Raw genomic sequence first — 15,714 nt, 5'->3', positions numbered from 1 at the left:
CCATTCAACCGACGCGCCCTCATCTGTGGGGAAGAGTGCGGGATCGGGCGTTACCGACCGCAATATGAGAAGGGGCGAGGCATGGTTGAAGTGCCCGGTGTCACGGAAGCGGCGGGTGATGCCGAGAAGCTGATCGCCGAGGCCGAAACCCTCTCCTCCCGCCTCGCCCGCGTGCGCGAGGCCGTGGGCCGCGTCATCCTCGGCCAGGAGGAGGTGGTGGAGCAGGCGCTCGTCACCCTTCTGGCCGGCGGGCACATGCTGCTGGTTGGCGTGCCCGGCCTGGGCAAGACGAAGCTGGTCGAGACGCTGGGCACGGTGATGGGGCTGGATGCCCGCCGCGTTCAGTTCACCCCCGATCTCATGCCCTCGGACATCCTGGGCTCGGAGGTGCTGGAGGAGGGAGAGGGCGGCCGGCGCTCCTTCCGCTTCCTGCGCGGCCCCGTCTTCTGCCAGCTCCTCATGGCGGACGAGATCAACCGCGCCTCCCCCCGCACCCAGTCCGCCCTGCTCCAGGCGATGCAGGAGCGCCGCGTGGCGGTGGGCGGGGAGGTGCTGGACCTGCCCGCCCCCTTTCACGTGCTGGCCACCCAGAACCCGATCGAGCAGGAGGGCACCTATCCCCTGCCCGAGGCCCAGCTCGACCGCTTCCTCCTGGAGATCGAGATCGGCTACCCCGACGAGGCCGCCGAGCGCGCCATGCTGCTCGCCACCACCGGCGCGCGGGAGGCGCGGGCGGAGGCGGCGCTGACGGCGGCGGAGCTGATCGCGGCGCAGTCCCTTATCCGCCGCCTGCCCGTGGGGGAGGCGGTACTGGACGCCATCCTGCGCCTCGTGCGCGGCGCGCGGCCCGACACGGCGACCCTGCCCGCGGTGAGGCAGCACCTCGCCTGGGGCCCCGGCCCCCGCGCCGCCCAGGCGCTGATGCTCGCCACCCGCGCGCGGGCGGTGCTGGACGGGCGCCTCTCCCCGAGCGTGGAGGACGTGATCGCCCTCGCCGAGCCGGTCCTGCGGCACCGCATGGCCCTCGGCTTCGCGGCGCGGGCGGACGGCGTCCGCCTCTCCGAGGTGATCGGCGCGCTGAAGGCCGATCTTGCCTAGGGAGGCACCGCTTCCCCTCCGCGCCGAGGCCGCCGCCGCCCGGCTGCCGCCCCTGGTCGTCGCGGCCGAGCGCGTGGCGGCGACGGTGATGGGGGGTGTCCATGGCCGCCGCCGCGCGGGCCAGGGCGATGCCTTCTGGCAGTTCCGCCCCCTTCTCGCCGGGGACGACGCCGCCCGGGTGGACTGGCGGCAGAGCGCGAAATCCGACCGCCTCTACCTCCGGGAGAGCGAGTGGGAATCCGCCCAGACCGTGGCGCTGTGGCGGGATGCCGCGCCGGGGATGGACTGGTCCGGCGCCGCCTCCCGCCCGACCAAGCGCGCCCGGGCCGACCTCCTGCTCATCGCCCTCGCCGCCCTCCTGCTGCGCGGGGGGGAGCGGGTGCGGCTGGTCGGCGGCGGGCGGGGGCTCTCGGGCCGCGGCGCCCTGCCGGCCCTGGCCATGCGGCTGGAAGCCCAGTCCGGCCCGCCCGCGGATGAGAGCCTGCCGCGCCACGCCCGCGCCGTGCTCTTCGGTGACTTCCTGGCACCCCTGCCCGCGCTGCGCGAGGCCCTGGCGCCGCTCGCCGCCGCCGGGGTGCGGGGCACGCTCGTCGCCCTGCTCGACCCCGCGGAGGAGACGCTGCCCTATGGCGGCCGCGTGCGCTTCGAGCCGCTGGACGGGACGGATGCCGCCCTCGTCCCACGGGTGGAGGGCATCCGCGCGCTCTATGAGGAACGGATGGCGGCGCACCGGGAGGCGCTGGGGGCGCTGGCCGCCTCGCTCGGCTTCCGCCTGCTGTCCCACCGCACGGACCACCCGCCCGAGGCCGCGCTGATGGCGCTCTGGCAGGCGCTCGCGCCCGGGGGGACCCGATGAACCAGGCGAACGGAGCCCCTTCCTGATGGGCGCCCTCACCTTCGCCGCCCCCTGGCTGCTGCTGGCGCTCGCCGCCCTGCCCGCCCTCTGGTGGCTGCTGCGCGTCACCCCGCCCACGCCGCGGCGGCAATCCTTCCCCCCCGCCCGCTTCCTGCGGGACCTGCCGGCGGTGGAGGAGACCCCGGCCCGCACGCCCTGGTGGCTGCTGCTCCTGCGGATCGCCGCGGCGGCGCTGATCGTGCTCGGCCTCGCCCGCCCGATCTGGAACGCGGCGGCGGGCGACGCGCCGGACGAGCCCTTGCTGCTGGTGGTGGACAATGGCTGGGCCTCGGGCACCGACTGGCCGGACCGCGTGGCGGTGGCCGGGGCGGCGCTCGATTCCGCCGCCCGCGCCGGCCGGCGCGCGGCGCTGCTCGCCACCGCCCCCTCCGCTACCGGCGAGGCCCCGCGCCCGACGGGCTGGATGCCCGCCGAGGAGGCCCGCGCCCGCCTCGCCGCCCTGCGCCCGCATCCCTGGGCGCCCGATCGCGCCGCGGCGCTCGCCGCGCTGCGCGGCTGGCGCAACGGCAGCTTCGCCAGCCTCTACGTGACGGATGGCCTCGCCCATGGCGGGGATGACGGCGCCGCCCTGATGGCGGCCCTGGCCGATGCGGGCCCGCTGCAGGTGGCGCGGGGCACCCCCGGCGCGGCGCGCGTGCTGACGCCGCCGCGGGCGGAGGCGGACCGGCTCGTCCTCGGCCTGCGCCGCGCGCCCGGCGGCCCGGCGGGGGAGGCCGCGGTGCTGGCGATGACGCCGGACGGCCGCGCCCTCGGCCGCGCCGTGCTGCCGCTCGCCGCCGGCGCCACGGAGGCGGAGGGCGCGCTGGAGCTGCCGGTGGAGGTGCGGAACAGCGTCACGCAGCTCGTTCTCGAGGGGAACGCCCCCGGCGCGGCGGGCACCGTGCTGCTGGACGAGCGCTTCCGCCGCCGCCCCGTCGGCCTGCTGGCCGCGCAGGAGGAGGCCGCCGACACGCCGCTGACGGGCTCGCTCTACTACATCGACCGCGCCCTCTCCCCCACCGCCGAGATCCGGCGCGGGACACTCGAGCAGCTCCTCTCCCGCCGCCTCGCCGTGCTCGTCCTGGCCGACCGCCCGCTGGCCGAGGGGGCGGAGACGGAGGCGGTGCGACGCTTCGTGGAGGGTGGCGGGCTGCTGCTGCGCTTCGCCGGGCCGCGCCTGGCCGAGCGGGGCGATTCCCTTCTCCCCGTGCCCCTGCGCGCGGGGGAGCGGGCGCTGGGCAGCGCGCTCTCCTGGGAGCGGCCGCAGACCCTCGCCCCCTTCCCCGAGGGCAGCCCCTTCGCCGGGCTGGTGCCCCCCGCGGAGGTGACGGTCACCACCCAGGTCCTCGCCGAGCCCGTGCCGCGCCTGGCCGAGCGGAGCTGGGCGCGGCTGTCGGACGGCACGCCCCTCGTGACCTTCCAGAACAGGGGGCAGGGGCGGATCGTGCTCTTCCACGTCACCGCCAATGCGGACTGGTCGGACCTGCCGCTCTCGGGCCTCTACATCGACATGCTGCGGCGGGTGGTCGCCCTCTCCTCCGGCGTCGCGGGGGGCGAGGGCGAGGCGCCGCTCGCCCCGGTGGAAACGCTGGACGGCTTCGGGCGCCTCGGCGCGCCGCCGCCCGCCGCGGGGCCGATTCCCGCCGCGCGGCTGGACGCCACCACCCCCGGCCCGCGCCACCCGCCCGGCTGGTACGGCACCCCCGGCGAGGGCGGGGAGCGCCGCGCCCTCAACCTCTCCTCCCATCTGCCCTCGCTCCTGCCGGCCGCCCCCGCCCCCTCGGGCGCGCGGGAGGTCAGGATCGGCGGCGTGCCGGCCGAGCGCGACCTCGGCCCCTGGCTGCTCGCCGCGGCGCTGCTGCTGCTGGTGGCCGACCTGCTGCTCTCCCTCCAGAGCCGCGGCCTCGGCCTGCGGGCGCGGGCGGCGGTGCTGGCGCTCGGCCTGCTGCTGCCCGGGACGGGGCTCGCCCAGGCCCAGCCGGGGGAGGGCGCCCCGGCCTTGGCCACGCGGCTCGCCTATGTCGTGACCGGGGACGCGGCGACGGACGAGGTCTCGCGCCAGGGTCTTGCCGGCCTGTCGGACTACGTGAACCGCCGCACCGCCGCCGGCCTGGCCGAGCCCGTCGCGCTGCGCCCGGGGCGGGACGATCTCTCCTTCTACCCCCTGCTCCTCTGGGTCGTGCTGCCGAACGCGCCGGCGCCGGACGCGCCCGCCATCGCCGCGCTGAACGCCTTCATGCGGAACGGCGGCATCATCCTCTTCGACACCCGCAACGAGGGATCGGGCGAGGGCGTCTCGCTCGGCGCCGATGCCGCGCTGCGCCGGATCACGCGGGACCTCCAGGTGCCGCCGCTGGCGCCGCTGCCGGAGGACCACGTCCTCAAGCGCGCCTTCTATCTCCTGCCCGACCTTCCCGGCCGCTATGCCGGCGGCCCCGTCTGGATCGCGCGGGACACGGACCGGGCGAATGACAGCGTCTCGCCCGTCATCATCGGCGGGCATGACTGGGCGGCGGCCTGGGCCGTCGATGCGCGCGGGAACAACCCCTACGCCGTCATGCCCGGCGGGACGCGGCAGCGGGTGCTCGCCTACCGCTTCGGCGTGAACCTCGTGATCTACGCGCTGACCGGCAACTACAAGGGCGACCAGGTGCACGTGCCTGCCATCCTGGAGCGGCTGGGGAACTAGATGGTCCAGTCCCTCTCCTCCATCGACTTCGCCCCCGTCCTGCCCGCCTGGCTGCTGGTCGTGCTGGCGGCCCTGGCCGCCCTCGCGCTCTTGCCCGCGCTCCTGCGGCGGGCGCGCGGGGCCTGGTGGCGGGCGCTGGCCTTCCTGCTGATCCTCGGCGCCATCGCCAACCCGCGGCTGGTGCAGCAGACGCGCGAGACGCGGCCCGACATCGCGCTGCTCGCGGTGGACAACAGCGCCTCCACAGGTGTCGCGGGGCGCGAGGCCGCCATCACCGCCGCGCGCGCGGCCATTGAGAGCAGGGCGGGGCGGCTGCCCGACCTCGAGCTCCGCACCGTCACCGCGGAGGAAGGGGGCAACCAGGGCACGCGCCTCTTCGCCGCGATCGAGCGCGGGCTGGCCGACATTCCCCGCGCGCGGCTCGCGGGGATTATCGCCCTCAGCGACGGGCAGGTGCACGACGTGCCGCCCGGCCTCGGCATTGAGGCGCCGCTACACTTCCTGCTGCCCGGCCGCGCGGGGGAGGTGGACCGGCGGCTGCGCGTGATCGAGGCGCCGGGCTTCGGCATCGTCGGGCGCGGCGTGGAGCTGCGCGTGATGGTGGAGGATCTCGGCGCCCCCGCCGGCGGCGCGCCCGTGCGCCTCACCATCCGGCGGGACGGCGGCGCGCCGCGCACGGAGAGCGTGCCGCCGGGACGCGAGCACCGCATCGCGCTGCCCATCGAGCGCGGCGGGCCGAGCGTGATCGAGATCACCGCCGACGAGCGCCCGGGCGAGGTGAGCACGCTGAACAACAGCGCCATCGTCACGGTGAACGGCGTGCGCGACCGCCTGCGCGTCCTGCTGGTGAGCGGCGAGCCCCATGCGGGGGAGCGCACCTGGCGGCGCCTGCTGAAGGCGGACCCGAATGTGGACCTCGTCCACTTCACCATCCTCCGCCCGCCGGAGAAGGACGACCTGACGCCGCTGAACGAGCTGGCGCTTATCGCCTTTCCCGTGCGCGAGCTGTTCCAGCAGAAGCTGCGCGACTTCGACCTCATCGTCTTCGACCGCTTCTCCAACCGCGGCATCCTGCCGCCGCAGTATCTCCGCAATATTGCGGACCACGTGCGGCAGGGCGGCGCGCTGCTGATGTCGGTGGGGCCGGAATTCACCGGCGCGGCCTCGCTCGCCAACACGCCGCTCGGCGCCGTGCTGCCCGCGCGGCCGCTGCCCGGCAGCCAGGCGCTGCTGGAAGCCCCCTTCCGCGCGCAGGTGAGCGAGACCGGGCTGCGCCACCCCGTGACGGAGGGGCTGACGGGCGCCAATGCGAATGCCGTCGCCCAGGCAAGCTGGGGCCGCTGGTACCGCATGCTGCGCGCCGAGCCGCGCGGCGGCGTCAACATCATGAACGGGGCGGAGGGTAATCCCCTGCTCCTGCTGGACCGCGTGGGCGAGGGCCGCGTGGCGCTGCTGCTCTCGGACCAGATCTGGCTCTGGTCGCGCGGGCATGATGGCGGTGGGCCGCAGGCGGAACTGCTGCGCCGCATCGCCCACTGGCTGATGCGCGAGCCGGAGCTGGAGGAGGAGGACCTCACTGCCGCCATCGCGCAAGGCCGCCTCACCGTCACCCGCCGCAGCGTCGCCGACGCCCCGCCGCCCGAGATCACCGTCACCGCGCCCGATGGCACGCGCTCCCGCCACGCGCCCGAGCGGCGGGAGGGCGGGCGCGCCGTGGTGGAGCTGCCCGCGCCGCGCGCCGGCGTGTGGTCCGCGACTGACGGCACCCGCACCGCCTTCGCCGCTGCCGAGGCCGCCAACCCGCCGGAGATCGCCGATCTCCGCGCCGATCCCGGGCGCGTGCAGCCCGTGGTGCAATCCTCCGGCGGGGCCGCGCGCTGGATCGGGGACGGCAGCGGCCTGCCCGACATTCGCCGCGTCTCCACCGGGCGCGATGCGGCGGGACCGGGCTGGATCGGGCTCGTGCGGCGAGAGGACCACACCGTCACCGGCATCTCCGCCCTGCCGCTGCTGCCGCCCGCGCTGGCGCTGCTGCTGGTGCTCGGCGTCGCGCTGGTCGCCTGGCGGCGGGAGGGGCGCTAGGCCCCTTCCACCCCGCACCAGTCGGCGATGAAGGCGGCCATGGAGAGCGTCGTCTTCCTCAGCAGCTCCAGGTTCGTGCGCTCGTCGAAGCCGTGGTTCCCCTCGCCGCCGGGGCCGTAGCAGAGGGCGGGCATGGCGTAGTACCGGCCGTAGTAGCGGGTGTCGTTCACGGCGGTGGAGAGCCGCTCCTCCATCTCCGCGCCGAAGGCGGCGCGGTGCGCGCCGGCCAGCACGCGCTCGGCCTCGCTGCCGGGCTCCAGCACGTAGCCATCGGCCTGGAAGCCGTGCCAGGTGATCTTGGGCGGGTTGTTCGCGAGGAAGGCGTCGCCCGCGCGCGCAGCCTCCACCGCGCGCTCCACGCCGCGCATCACCTCGGCCACCTCCATCGAGGGCGTCAGGCCGATGCGGCAGTCCACCTCGCACCAGGCGGGGGTGGAGGAGGCCCAGTCGCCGCCGCGGATGATGCCGGGGTTGAACTTGATGGGGTTCCGCACGGCCGAGAAGCTCGGGTCCTCCTTCGCTCGCTCGTTCAGCGCGGCCGTGTGCTCCTGCAGCGCGCGGATGAGATGCATGACGGAGAGGATGGCGTTCGTCCCCGTATCCGCCACGGCGACATGCACGGGCACGCCGCGCACGCGCAGGCGGAACCACAGCGTGCCCGTATGCGCGCGGGTGATGGTGCCGCCCGTCGGCTCGGGGATGAGGCAGGCATCGGCGCGGTAGCCGCGCAGCAGGGTGGAGAGGGCGCCGTTGCCCGTGCTCTCCTCCTCCGTCACGGTCTGCAGATGGATGTCGCCGGCGGGGGTGAGCCCGGCGTCGCGCAGCGCGTCCATGGCGAAGACCATGGCGGCGACCCCCGCCTTCATGTCGTTCGCGCCGCGGCCGTAGAGCCAGCCGTCGCGCACCACCCCGGCATAGGGCGGGTGGGTCCACATCTCGGCCGGGCCCTCCGGCACCACGTCGATATGGCCCTGGATGATGAGGCTGCGCCCGCCCGCGCCGCGCGCGCGCCTCGTCGCCACCACCTGCACGGAGCCGGCGGGGTCCACCCCCACCATCGGCGCGGCCTTCTCATGCGCTTCCAGCGGAACCTCGGCGAGGGTGAAGCGATCCACCTGGTAGCCGCGCGCCGCCATCGCCCGCGCGAACCAGTCCTGCAGCGGCGCCTCCCGCCCGCGCAGGCTGGGGAAGCGGACGAGATCGGCGAGGAAGGCGGTCTCCGCCTCGAAGTTCGCGTCCACGGCGGCGCGCAGGCGGTCGAGAATGCCGGTGTCGGGCAAGGCGGCGCGTCCTTTTCGATGTGCGCCGGGGATGGTGGCGTGCGCGGCGCGCGGGCGCCAGTCAGCGCGCCGCCGCCACCTCGATCTCCAGCCGCATCTTCGGGTGGATGCCGCAGAAGGCGGTGTAGCGGCCGGGCTTCTCCATGCGCCAGCGCACGGTCTGCCCGGGGTCCTGGATGCCGCTGTTCAGCGTCAGCTCCGGCGCGTCGATGCGGATGTTGTGGGCGGTGGTGTCGTCATTGACGATCTCCAGCACGCCGCCCGGCGTCAGCGCCGCGCGCAGCGGCGCGAACTGCCGCCCGCGCTGGGAGACGCGCGCCCGCGCCACGGGCGGGATGGAGGCGACGGCGGCCGGCGCCGCGGCGGGTGGCGTCGCCATCTCCGGCAGGGGCGCGTCGGGCGGGCTGGTCAGCGTGCCGAGGAAGGCGATGAGGTCGGCGCGCTGCCCCGCGCTCAGCGAGAGGCGGCGCGGCAGCTCTGGCGGCAGGGTCGGGCGGTCCACCACGCCCCCCTCGTAGTGGTCCAGCACGGCGTCCAGCGTCGGCAGGGAGCCGTCATGCATGTAGGGCGCGCGGCGGATCGCCTCGCGCAGCGTGGGCGTCTTGAAGGCGCGGTCGGCGCGCTCCAGCCCGAGCACGGGGCCGCGGCCGAGATCGGGCACGCGTCCTCCGGGCAGGCCGATGTCGTAGAAGGCATGGTCGGTGAAGGCCCAGCCCTCGTGGCAGTTCGCGCAGCCGGCGGGGCCGTGGAAGACCGAGAGCCCGCGCCGTTCCGCCGCTGTCAGCGCGGCCTCCTCGCCCTCCACCCAGGCGTCGAAGCGCGTGCGGGGGGAGACGAGCGTGCGCTCCCAGCTCGCGATGGCGCGGACGAGGTTCTCCCGCGTCACCGGCCGCGCCTGCCCGGGGAAGGCGGTGGCGAAGGCGGCGCGCCAGGCGGGGTCGGCGCCCATGCGCTCCACCAGCGCGCCGAGGGGCTGGCCCATCTCCTCATGCGCCTCGATCGGGGCCTCGGCCTGCGCCTCCAGCCCCTCCGCGCGCCCGTCCCAGAAGAGGAAGGGCGCCCAGGCGAGGTTCCAAAGCGTCGGCGACTTCCGGCGCAGCTCCCCGCCGTCATTCCCGCGCGCGAGGGAGAGCCCGTCCGTGAAGCCCCGCGCCGGCTGGTGGCAGCTCGCGCAGGACATGGTGCCGGAGGCCGAGAGGGAGGGATCGAAGAAGAGCCGCCGGCCGAGCTGCGCCTTCTCCGCGGTGAAGGGGTTGTCGGCGGGGCCTTCGGGCAGGCCCGCGGGGCGGCGATAGGCGGCGCGCAGCGCGGCACTCTCGGCGGGCGAGCCGGGATCAGCCGATCCCGCCGGCCCCGCCAGGGCGAGCAGGCTCGCCGAGAGGAGCAGCAGCGCCGCCCCCGCCAGCAGCCCGTCCGCCAGCCACGCCGCGGCGCGCCTCATCGCCAGGCGAGCGCCGCTCGCTCGAAGCGGCCGACCGCCGCGATGAGGGCGGTGGCGTCCATCACCGGCGCGGCCGGCGGGCGCGCCGAGGGCCAGACCGGGCGCAGCGCGGCGAGCGAGGCCTGCACCTCGCGCCAGGCCGCGGCCCCGCCGGGTGCGGCGCGCAGCGCGGCGGCGTTGCGGTTCAGCAGCGCCTCGGCCTCCAGCAGGAAGCCTCGGCCGTCCTGGTACTCCACGACATTGGCGAGGCGCCCGTCCTCGATTGCCGCCTCGTACTCGGCGGCCGCCGCGCGCATGGTGCGGGCCGCGACCTCGGCATTGAAGCCTGGCGCGTTCCGCACCCGCGCGGGAAGGCCCGCGGCCCAGGCGCGGTCCACCGCCGCCAGCACCTCGCGGTAGGCGGATTCGAGGCCCGGCCCGCCGCGCTTCGCCCGCACCCGGGCGGCCAGTGAATCGAGGGCGGCGGCGAAGCCCGGGGCACGGCGGCGGCGCAGGTCCTCGCGCAGCTCGTCGTAGATCTCCTCCCGGGGGTGGAGGAAGTGGAACACCGCCTCGTCCCAGGCGCCGGCCCGCGCCAGCTCCATCCCCACCGCGAGATGCCCGCGCACGAGCATCAGCCGCCCGGCATAGGCGACCTCGGGCGAGGCGCCGAAGGCGATGCCGCCCTCACCGCCCTCTCCCCCTTCACCGCCCTCGCCGCCCTGGGCCGAGAGGGAACCGGTCGCCGCGCCGTGCCCGGCATGGGAGGGGGCCGCCGCGGGGGCGGGCGGCGCGGCGGCGGGGGCGGCGGGGGCAGCGGGGGTCTCGCCCGGCGTGCCCTGGAATAGGACGGGCAGGTCGGCCGGCGGCGGCTCGGGGGCCGGTACGGCCTCGGCCGGGATGGCGGGGGGCGCGGGCCGCGCCTCCTCGGTGGCCGGGGCCTGGGCGCCCGCGGGCGGCACCGCGCCGCCGGCCAGGGCGAAGGCCCCGACCCCGACCCAGAGCCGCAAGGGGCCGAAGCGTACCGGACCACTCCCCATCGGTATTCTCTCCTGGCAAGCTGCGAGCGATGATCGTTTGCATCCCTAATGTGCTTTCCCCCGAGGCCCTCGGCAAGCTGCGCGGCCTCCTCTCACGCGCCGTCTTCCGCGACGGCGCCGCCACGGCCGGCTGGCACGCGCGCGGGGTAAAGAGCAACGAGCAGGCCGACCCACTCGACCCCCTGGCGCAGGCGGCGGGGGAGATGGCCGCCGCCGCGCTGGAGGCGAGCGAGGTGTTCCGCGCCGCCGCCCTGCCCCGCCGGATGCGCCCCTTCCTCTTCGCCCGCTACGTCCCGGGACAGACCTATGGCGCGCATGTGGACGACGCGCTGATGGGCGGCGGTGCGCCCTCCGACCCACGCGGGGAGGCGCCGCTGCGGGGGGACGTGGCCGTCACCCTCTTCCTCTCCGACCCCGCGGATTACGACGGCGGCGAGCTGGTGATCGAGACGACGGCGGGGGAAATGGCCGTGCGCCTCGGTGCCGGAGAGGCAGTGGCCTACCCCGCCGGCACGTTGCACCGCGTGGCGCCCGTGACGAGGGGGGAGCGGCTGGTCGCGGTGACCTGGGCGCAGAGCCTCGTGCGCGACCCCGCGGCGCGGGAGATCCTCTTCGACCTCGATTCCGCCCGGCGCGACCTCTTCGCGCGGGAGGGCAAGTCGCGCGCCTTCGACCTTCTCACCAAGTCGCGCGCCGCCCTGCTGCGCCGCTGGGCGGAAACATAGAGGGATATCTTCCGCCGCTGCCGGCGCCTCCTAAATGAAGAGGATGCGCCACGCCCTCCTGCTCCCCCTCCTCGCCCTCTCGGCCTGCGCGATCGGCCCCTCGATCGACGAGCGTCTCTCGGCCTTCGTCGGACGATCGGAGCTGGAGCTCGTCTCCACCCTCGGCGCACCGTCGCGGAGCTACGACACGGGCGGGCAGCGCTTCCTGTCCTATGAGGAGCAGCGAACGGTGGCGGTGCCTGGCGGCTTCGTCGGCGGTCCCTGGGGCTACCGGCGGGGCCTTTATGGCGGCTTCTCCACCACGGCCTATGCCCCCGTTCAGTGCGACGTGACCTTCGGCCTGCGGGAGGGGCGTGTAGTGAGCTACACCTATCGCGGCGAGGGTTGCAGCTAGTTCTTCGAAGGCTTTTCAGGCGCGGGGAGGACGCACCGCCTTCCTGGCGGCGCTTCGTCGCTCAACCCGGTCAGGGCATGTTTTCGGGCAGGTTGTGCAAGCGACGAGGTTCAGCGCGAGAGCAGGAAGGCGAGCAGGGCCGTGCTGCCGAGGAGCAGGAGCAGGGCACGGCCAAGAAACAGCCAGTCGGAGTTCTCTGACGTGTCGTCGTGATCACTGGAAAGGTGCCTGATGGCGTCGTTCGACATCTTCAATCCTTCTCGAAGCGGACGAGGGTGTTGGGGGGCGGGGGCGGCGCCTTCTATTCGGACCGGTCACGGAATGGCAAGCGCTTGCTCCAGAAAATTTTACCGTTTCTCAAATTTTATCCCTTTACGCTTCCGACCAGGCATGTCGTCGCGTTCCCCCGGAGGCAGTGGGGCAGGCGGCCGGAACAGCCGCACGGAGCCCTCTCATGCCGTTCACCACCTACTGGGATTGGCTGCTCCGCTCCGGTGAGGCGGAGGTCTTCCGACACGCCTTCGCCACGAATGACGGCATGCCCGCCCCTGTCCGGCCGATGACGCATGAGGCGATCCGCCGGGCGTCGGAAGCCGCGTGGGAAACCCATCGCGCCCGCGCGGCGACACTCGCCGCCCATGGGATCACCGGCTCCGCTCCGGGCATGGAGGCCGGCCCGCCACGGTCCTGGGGCACATACCGGGGGAGAGAAGAACTTCCGTCCGCGGGGAGTGGTTCCGGGCGCGCGGTGCCGCTATAGCCTGGGAGGCATGCGCCGCCTCCCCCTCGCCCTCCTCCTGGCCGGCCCGATACTGGCCCTCCTCGCTCCCGATGCCGGGGCACAGGGCGTCGGCCGCAGCGCGCCGCCGCCGAGCGCCGGCCCCGCGCCCCGCCCGCCGCCGCCCGCCCTGCCGGGCCTGGCCGGGCGCCGCGCCGTGGAGCCGATCCCGGCGGACAAGCCAGGGATCAACCTCTCCCCCAACGACGCGCTGTTCGACGCCATCAATCGCGGCGACCTGGCCGCGGCGCGCGAGGCCATGGCGCGCGGCGCCGACCTGAACGCGCGCAACCAGCTCGGCCTCACCCCGGTGGACACGGCGGTGGACCAGGGGCGCAACGAGATCGTCTTCTACCTTCTCTCCGCCCGCGGTAGCGCGGGCAGCGGGCCGACCATTGCGCCCTCCGAGCCCGCACCGCCGCCCCAGGCCGCCCGCCGGGGCCGCGCCGGGCGCGATCCCGCCGCCCCGCCGGTCCTCGAGGAGAGGGAGGAGGCGCCGGGCCGCGTCTCCGGCCTCCTGAGCGACCCACCGCGCGGGCGCGGCTCCGCCGGCGCGGCGGCACCCGTCGCCCCGGTGCGGGCGCGGCTCTTCGCCGGGGATGGCGGGGCGCCGCGGCCGGAGATCGGCTTCCTCGGCTTCGATGCCGGCCGGCCCGCCGGCGCCGCGCCCTCGGCCGAGCCCGCGCGCGCCGCGCCGCGCCGCGGCCGGGGCGCCTGAGGCGCCGCCCTGCCGATAAGGGGCGCCGTGCCACCATTCCAGGCCTCCGCGGCGCCCGGCCAAGCCGGCGCGGGCGCGCTGGTGCTCTTCACCCTGGGCAGCACCGACTGCGCCCTGCCGCGCGAGTCCGTCCGCGCCTTGCTGCCGCTCCCCCGGCTCGACGCGCCGCCCGGCCTCCCGGCGCCGCTGGCCGGCTTCCTGAATCTCGGCGGCGCGGCGGTGCCGGTGCTCGACCTCGCCCGGCTGCTCGGGCTGGAGCCGGGCGAGCCGCATCCCTACCGCCATCTCATCCTGCTCGACCGCGCCGGCGGTCCCCTGGCCCTGCTGGTGGACCGGGTGGCGGAGGTGCTGCCCGCGGGCCTGCCCCTGCGCGCGGTGGAGCGGGAGGCCTCGCTCGGCGGCGTGGTGACGGGGATGGTGGAGGCGGAGGGGCGCCCTGTGCACCGGCTGGACCCGGACCGGCTCCTCCTCGCGCAGGAATCGGCGATCCTCGACGCCCTCACCCGACAGGCCGGGGAGCGGCTCCTGCGCTGGGGGGCCGGGGGCGGCCCGTGAGGCCCGCCGCGCCGCCGGATCCGGCCTTCGCGGAGATCAAGCGCGCGGTCATCGCCCGCACCGGCCACGCCTATTACGAGGACAAGGACGCCGCCCTGTGGGAGCGGGTGCAGCAGCGCATCCGCGCCACCGGCACCGGCGACGCCACCGGCTACGCCGCCCTGCTCGACCAGCCCGGGGAGGGCGAGGCCGAGTGGGCCAGGCTGGAGGCCGCCGTCACCATCGGCGAGACCTTCTTCTTCCGCGACGCCGGGCAGTTCGCCGCCCTGCGCGACACGATCCTGCCCGGGCTGGTCGCCCGCCGCGCGGGGTCGCGGCGCCTGCGGATCTGGTCGGCGGGATGCTCCACCGGGGCGGAGCCCTATTCCGTCGCGATCCTGCTGCGCCGCCTGCTCGGCGCCGAATTCCCGGGCTGGAGGATCTCCATCCTCGGCACCGATATCAGCGAGGCGGCGCTGGCGGCGGCGCGGGAGGCGCGCTTCGGCCCCTGGGCCCTGCGCGGCATGTCGGCCGCCGAGCGAGCGCGGGACTTCCTGCCGGTGGATGAGGGGCGCCGCTGGGAGCTGCGGCCGGAGCACCGCCGGAGCCCCCGCTTCGAGCGCCAGAACCTGCTCGGCCTGCTGGACGGCACCCTGCCCCTCGGCATGACGGGCTTCGATCTCATCCTCTGCCGCAACGTGCTGATCTATTTCGACCGGAGCACCGTTCCCGCGCTGGTGCGGAGGCTGGGCGAGCGGCTGGCGCCGGATGGATGGCTGCTGCTCGGCCATGCCGAGCCCGACCCGGCCTACAACGCCTTCCTCCAACCCGTGAGCCTCGCGGGCACAACGGCCTGGCGCCCGCCCGGCCTCCGCGCGCCGGCGGAGGGGGCCGGGGATGAGGAACCCGCCCCGGCCGAGACGGCCCGCCCGCCGGCTCCACCCGCCCTGCCCACCTCTCCCCCATCGCCGCCGGCGGAGCCCCCGACCCCGCGCGAGGTGATCGAGCGCGCCCGCGCCGAGGCCGATGCGGGCGCGCTCGACGCCGCGCGGGCCCGGCTGAGGGAGGGGCTGCGGGCGCATCCGACCACCGCGGCGCTGCATTACCTCGACGCGCTGGTGGCGCATGCGCTGGGCGAGGAGGCCGCGGCCGAGGCCGCACTGCGCCGCGCCCTCTACCTCGACAGAGGCTTCGTGGCGGCGCACTACCAGCTCGGCCTGATCCTGCTGGCGCGCGGCGCGGCGGAGGCGGGGCGGCGCAGCATCGCCAATGCCGCACGCCTGGCCCGGGCCATGCCCGGCGGAACCGTGCTGGAGGAGGGCGACGGAATGACGGCGGAAACCCTCCTGGGCCTCGCCCGGCAGCATCTCGGCCCGGCGGAGATGAGCCGGTGATGCGGCAGCCCGCGACCGGGCCGGAATCCCTCGGCACCCTCGGCGAGGCGCGAGCGGCGCGCCTGATGGAGGAGCGCGCCCGCCGGCTCGCCGCCCGCGGCGCGGCCGCCCCTGCCGTGACCGCGGCGCCCGTCCTCCTCGTCGCCCTGGGGGGCGAGACCTTCGGCCTCCCGCTGGACGGGGTGGCGGAGGTGCTGCCGGCCGAGCCGCCCTGCCCCTTGCCGGGAAGCCCCCCCGCGGTGCTCGGCCTGCGCGCCCGGGCCGGGCGGGTCCACACGCTTCTCGACCTCGCGGCGCTGCTCGGCCTCCCCCTCGGCGCGGCGGGCGCCCATGACGTGCTGCTGCGGCCGCTTCCGGGCTTCCCGGCGGGCCGGCGCCTCGCACTGCGGGTCGGGCGCGCCCTTTCCGCCGCTTCCCCGCTTCCCCTGCCGCCGGAGCGCGCGCCCACGCGCCCGGACGGGGCCGTCGCCTTCCACGCGGCGCTCGCCGCCCCGACCCTCTCCCCCGCATCGGGCGCCGTGGCCCTCGCCGCCTCCGGCCTCGCGGCCCCGGCAGCACCCTCGGCGCCCGATGCGGCGGAGGGGGCGCGCGTCGCCGTGCTCGACCTCGCGCGGCTGCTGCGGCCCCTCGCCACCCCCTCTCCTCCCTTCGCGCACGGAGCCTGATC

Annotated in this window: 14 protein-coding genes; 10 read left to right on the top strand and 4 right to left on the bottom strand. The window is 76.0% G+C overall.

Annotation, left to right across the window (positions count from 1 at the left end):
* Positions 1-81: 81 nt before the first annotated feature.
* Genes FHS87_RS13255 through FHS87_RS13240 form a run of 4 tightly spaced genes read left to right on the top strand, consistent with a single transcriptional unit; the run spans position 82 to position 6,764 of the window.
* The gene (locus FHS87_RS13255; protein ID WP_184519016.1) at positions 82-1,098 is read left to right on the top strand and encodes an AAA family ATPase; all 1,017 of its coding nucleotides are present in this window, start codon (positions 82-84) and stop codon (positions 1,096-1,098) included.
* Positions 1,091-1,954 (top strand): DUF58 domain-containing protein, encoded by an 864-nt coding sequence (locus FHS87_RS13250; RefSeq protein ID WP_246418384.1) that lies wholly within the window; start codon positions 1,091-1,093, stop codon positions 1,952-1,954. The genes FHS87_RS13255 and FHS87_RS13250 overlap by 8 nt, the downstream gene beginning before the upstream one ends.
* A gap of 25 nt (positions 1,955-1,979) precedes the next feature.
* A complete protein-coding gene (locus FHS87_RS13245; RefSeq protein ID WP_184519013.1) occupies positions 1,980-4,682 on the top strand; it encodes a DUF4159 domain-containing protein in 2,703 nt (900 codons plus the stop codon).
* Positions 4,683-6,764, top strand: a complete 2,082-nt coding sequence (locus tag FHS87_RS13240; RefSeq protein ID WP_184519010.1) for a hypothetical protein — start codon at positions 4,683-4,685, stop codon at positions 6,762-6,764.
* Here FHS87_RS13240 and FHS87_RS13235 read toward each other — a convergent pair.
* The 3 genes from FHS87_RS13235 to FHS87_RS13225 form a co-directional block, all read right to left on the bottom strand.
* Positions 6,761-8,044: an ArgE/DapE family deacylase gene (locus tag FHS87_RS13235; RefSeq protein WP_184519007.1), complete on the bottom strand. Its 1,284-nt coding sequence runs from the start codon at positions 8,042-8,044 to the stop codon at positions 6,761-6,763. The genes FHS87_RS13240 and FHS87_RS13235 overlap by 4 nt on opposite strands.
* A 61-nt stretch (positions 8,045-8,105) precedes the next feature.
* Complete coding sequence (locus tag FHS87_RS13230) at positions 8,106-9,485, bottom strand: cytochrome c peroxidase (RefSeq protein WP_184519004.1); 1,380 nt, start codon at positions 9,483-9,485, stop codon at positions 8,106-8,108.
* The gene (locus tag FHS87_RS13225; RefSeq protein ID WP_184519001.1) at positions 9,482-10,504 is read right to left on the bottom strand and encodes a hypothetical protein; all 1,023 of its coding nucleotides are present in this window, start codon (positions 10,502-10,504) and stop codon (positions 9,482-9,484) included. The genes FHS87_RS13230 and FHS87_RS13225 overlap by 4 nt, the downstream gene beginning before the upstream one ends.
* Before the next feature lie 29 nt (positions 10,505-10,533).
* On the opposite strand from FHS87_RS13225, the gene FHS87_RS13220 reads away from it, so the two are divergent.
* Together FHS87_RS13220 and FHS87_RS13215 are read left to right on the top strand one after the other, a co-directional pair.
* Positions 10,534-11,229, top strand: a complete 696-nt coding sequence (locus tag FHS87_RS13220; protein WP_184518998.1) for a Fe2+-dependent dioxygenase — start codon at positions 10,534-10,536, stop codon at positions 11,227-11,229.
* Positions 11,230-11,272: 43 nt separating this feature from the next.
* On the top strand, positions 11,273-11,623 hold the full coding sequence (locus FHS87_RS13215) for a hypothetical protein (RefSeq protein ID WP_184518996.1): 351 nt from the start codon (positions 11,273-11,275) through the stop codon (positions 11,621-11,623).
* A gap of 110 nt (positions 11,624-11,733) precedes the next feature.
* Here FHS87_RS13215 and FHS87_RS13210 read toward each other — a convergent pair whose 3' ends face one another.
* Positions 11,734-11,871 carry a hypothetical protein gene (locus tag FHS87_RS13210; protein ID WP_184518993.1) on the bottom strand — a complete coding sequence of 46 codons (138 nt, stop codon included), beginning with the start codon at positions 11,869-11,871 and terminating at the stop codon, positions 11,734-11,736.
* A 522-nt stretch (positions 11,872-12,393) separates the two neighbouring features.
* Here FHS87_RS13210 and FHS87_RS13205 point away from each other — a divergent pair.
* From FHS87_RS13205 to FHS87_RS13190, 4 genes are read left to right on the top strand one after another with little or no spacing between them, the layout of a single operon-like run.
* Positions 12,394-13,119: an ankyrin repeat domain-containing protein gene (locus FHS87_RS13205; protein WP_184518990.1), complete on the top strand. Its 726-nt coding sequence runs from the start codon at positions 12,394-12,396 to the stop codon at positions 13,117-13,119.
* Between the two features lie 27 nt (positions 13,120-13,146).
* Positions 13,147-13,674, top strand: a complete 528-nt coding sequence (locus FHS87_RS13200) for a chemotaxis protein CheW (RefSeq protein ID WP_184518987.1) — start codon at positions 13,147-13,149, stop codon at positions 13,672-13,674.
* The gene (locus FHS87_RS13195) at positions 13,671-15,047 is read left to right on the top strand and encodes a CheR family methyltransferase (protein WP_184518984.1); all 1,377 of its coding nucleotides are present in this window, start codon (positions 13,671-13,673) and stop codon (positions 15,045-15,047) included. Before FHS87_RS13200 ends, FHS87_RS13195 begins: the two co-directional genes overlap by 4 nt.
* Positions 15,047-15,712 (top strand): chemotaxis protein CheW, encoded by a 666-nt coding sequence (locus FHS87_RS13190; protein WP_184518981.1) that lies wholly within the window; start codon positions 15,047-15,049, stop codon positions 15,710-15,712. The genes FHS87_RS13195 and FHS87_RS13190 overlap by 1 nt, the downstream gene beginning before the upstream one ends.
* Positions 15,713-15,714 lie beyond the last annotated feature (2 nt).

Source organism: Muricoccus pecuniae (assembly GCF_014199205.1).
GTDB lineage: Bacteria > Pseudomonadota > Alphaproteobacteria > Acetobacterales > Acetobacteraceae > Roseomonas > Roseomonas pecuniae.
Note: the sequence above shows the minus strand (reverse complement) of the source record. Positions and strands in the feature narration are given on the sequence as shown.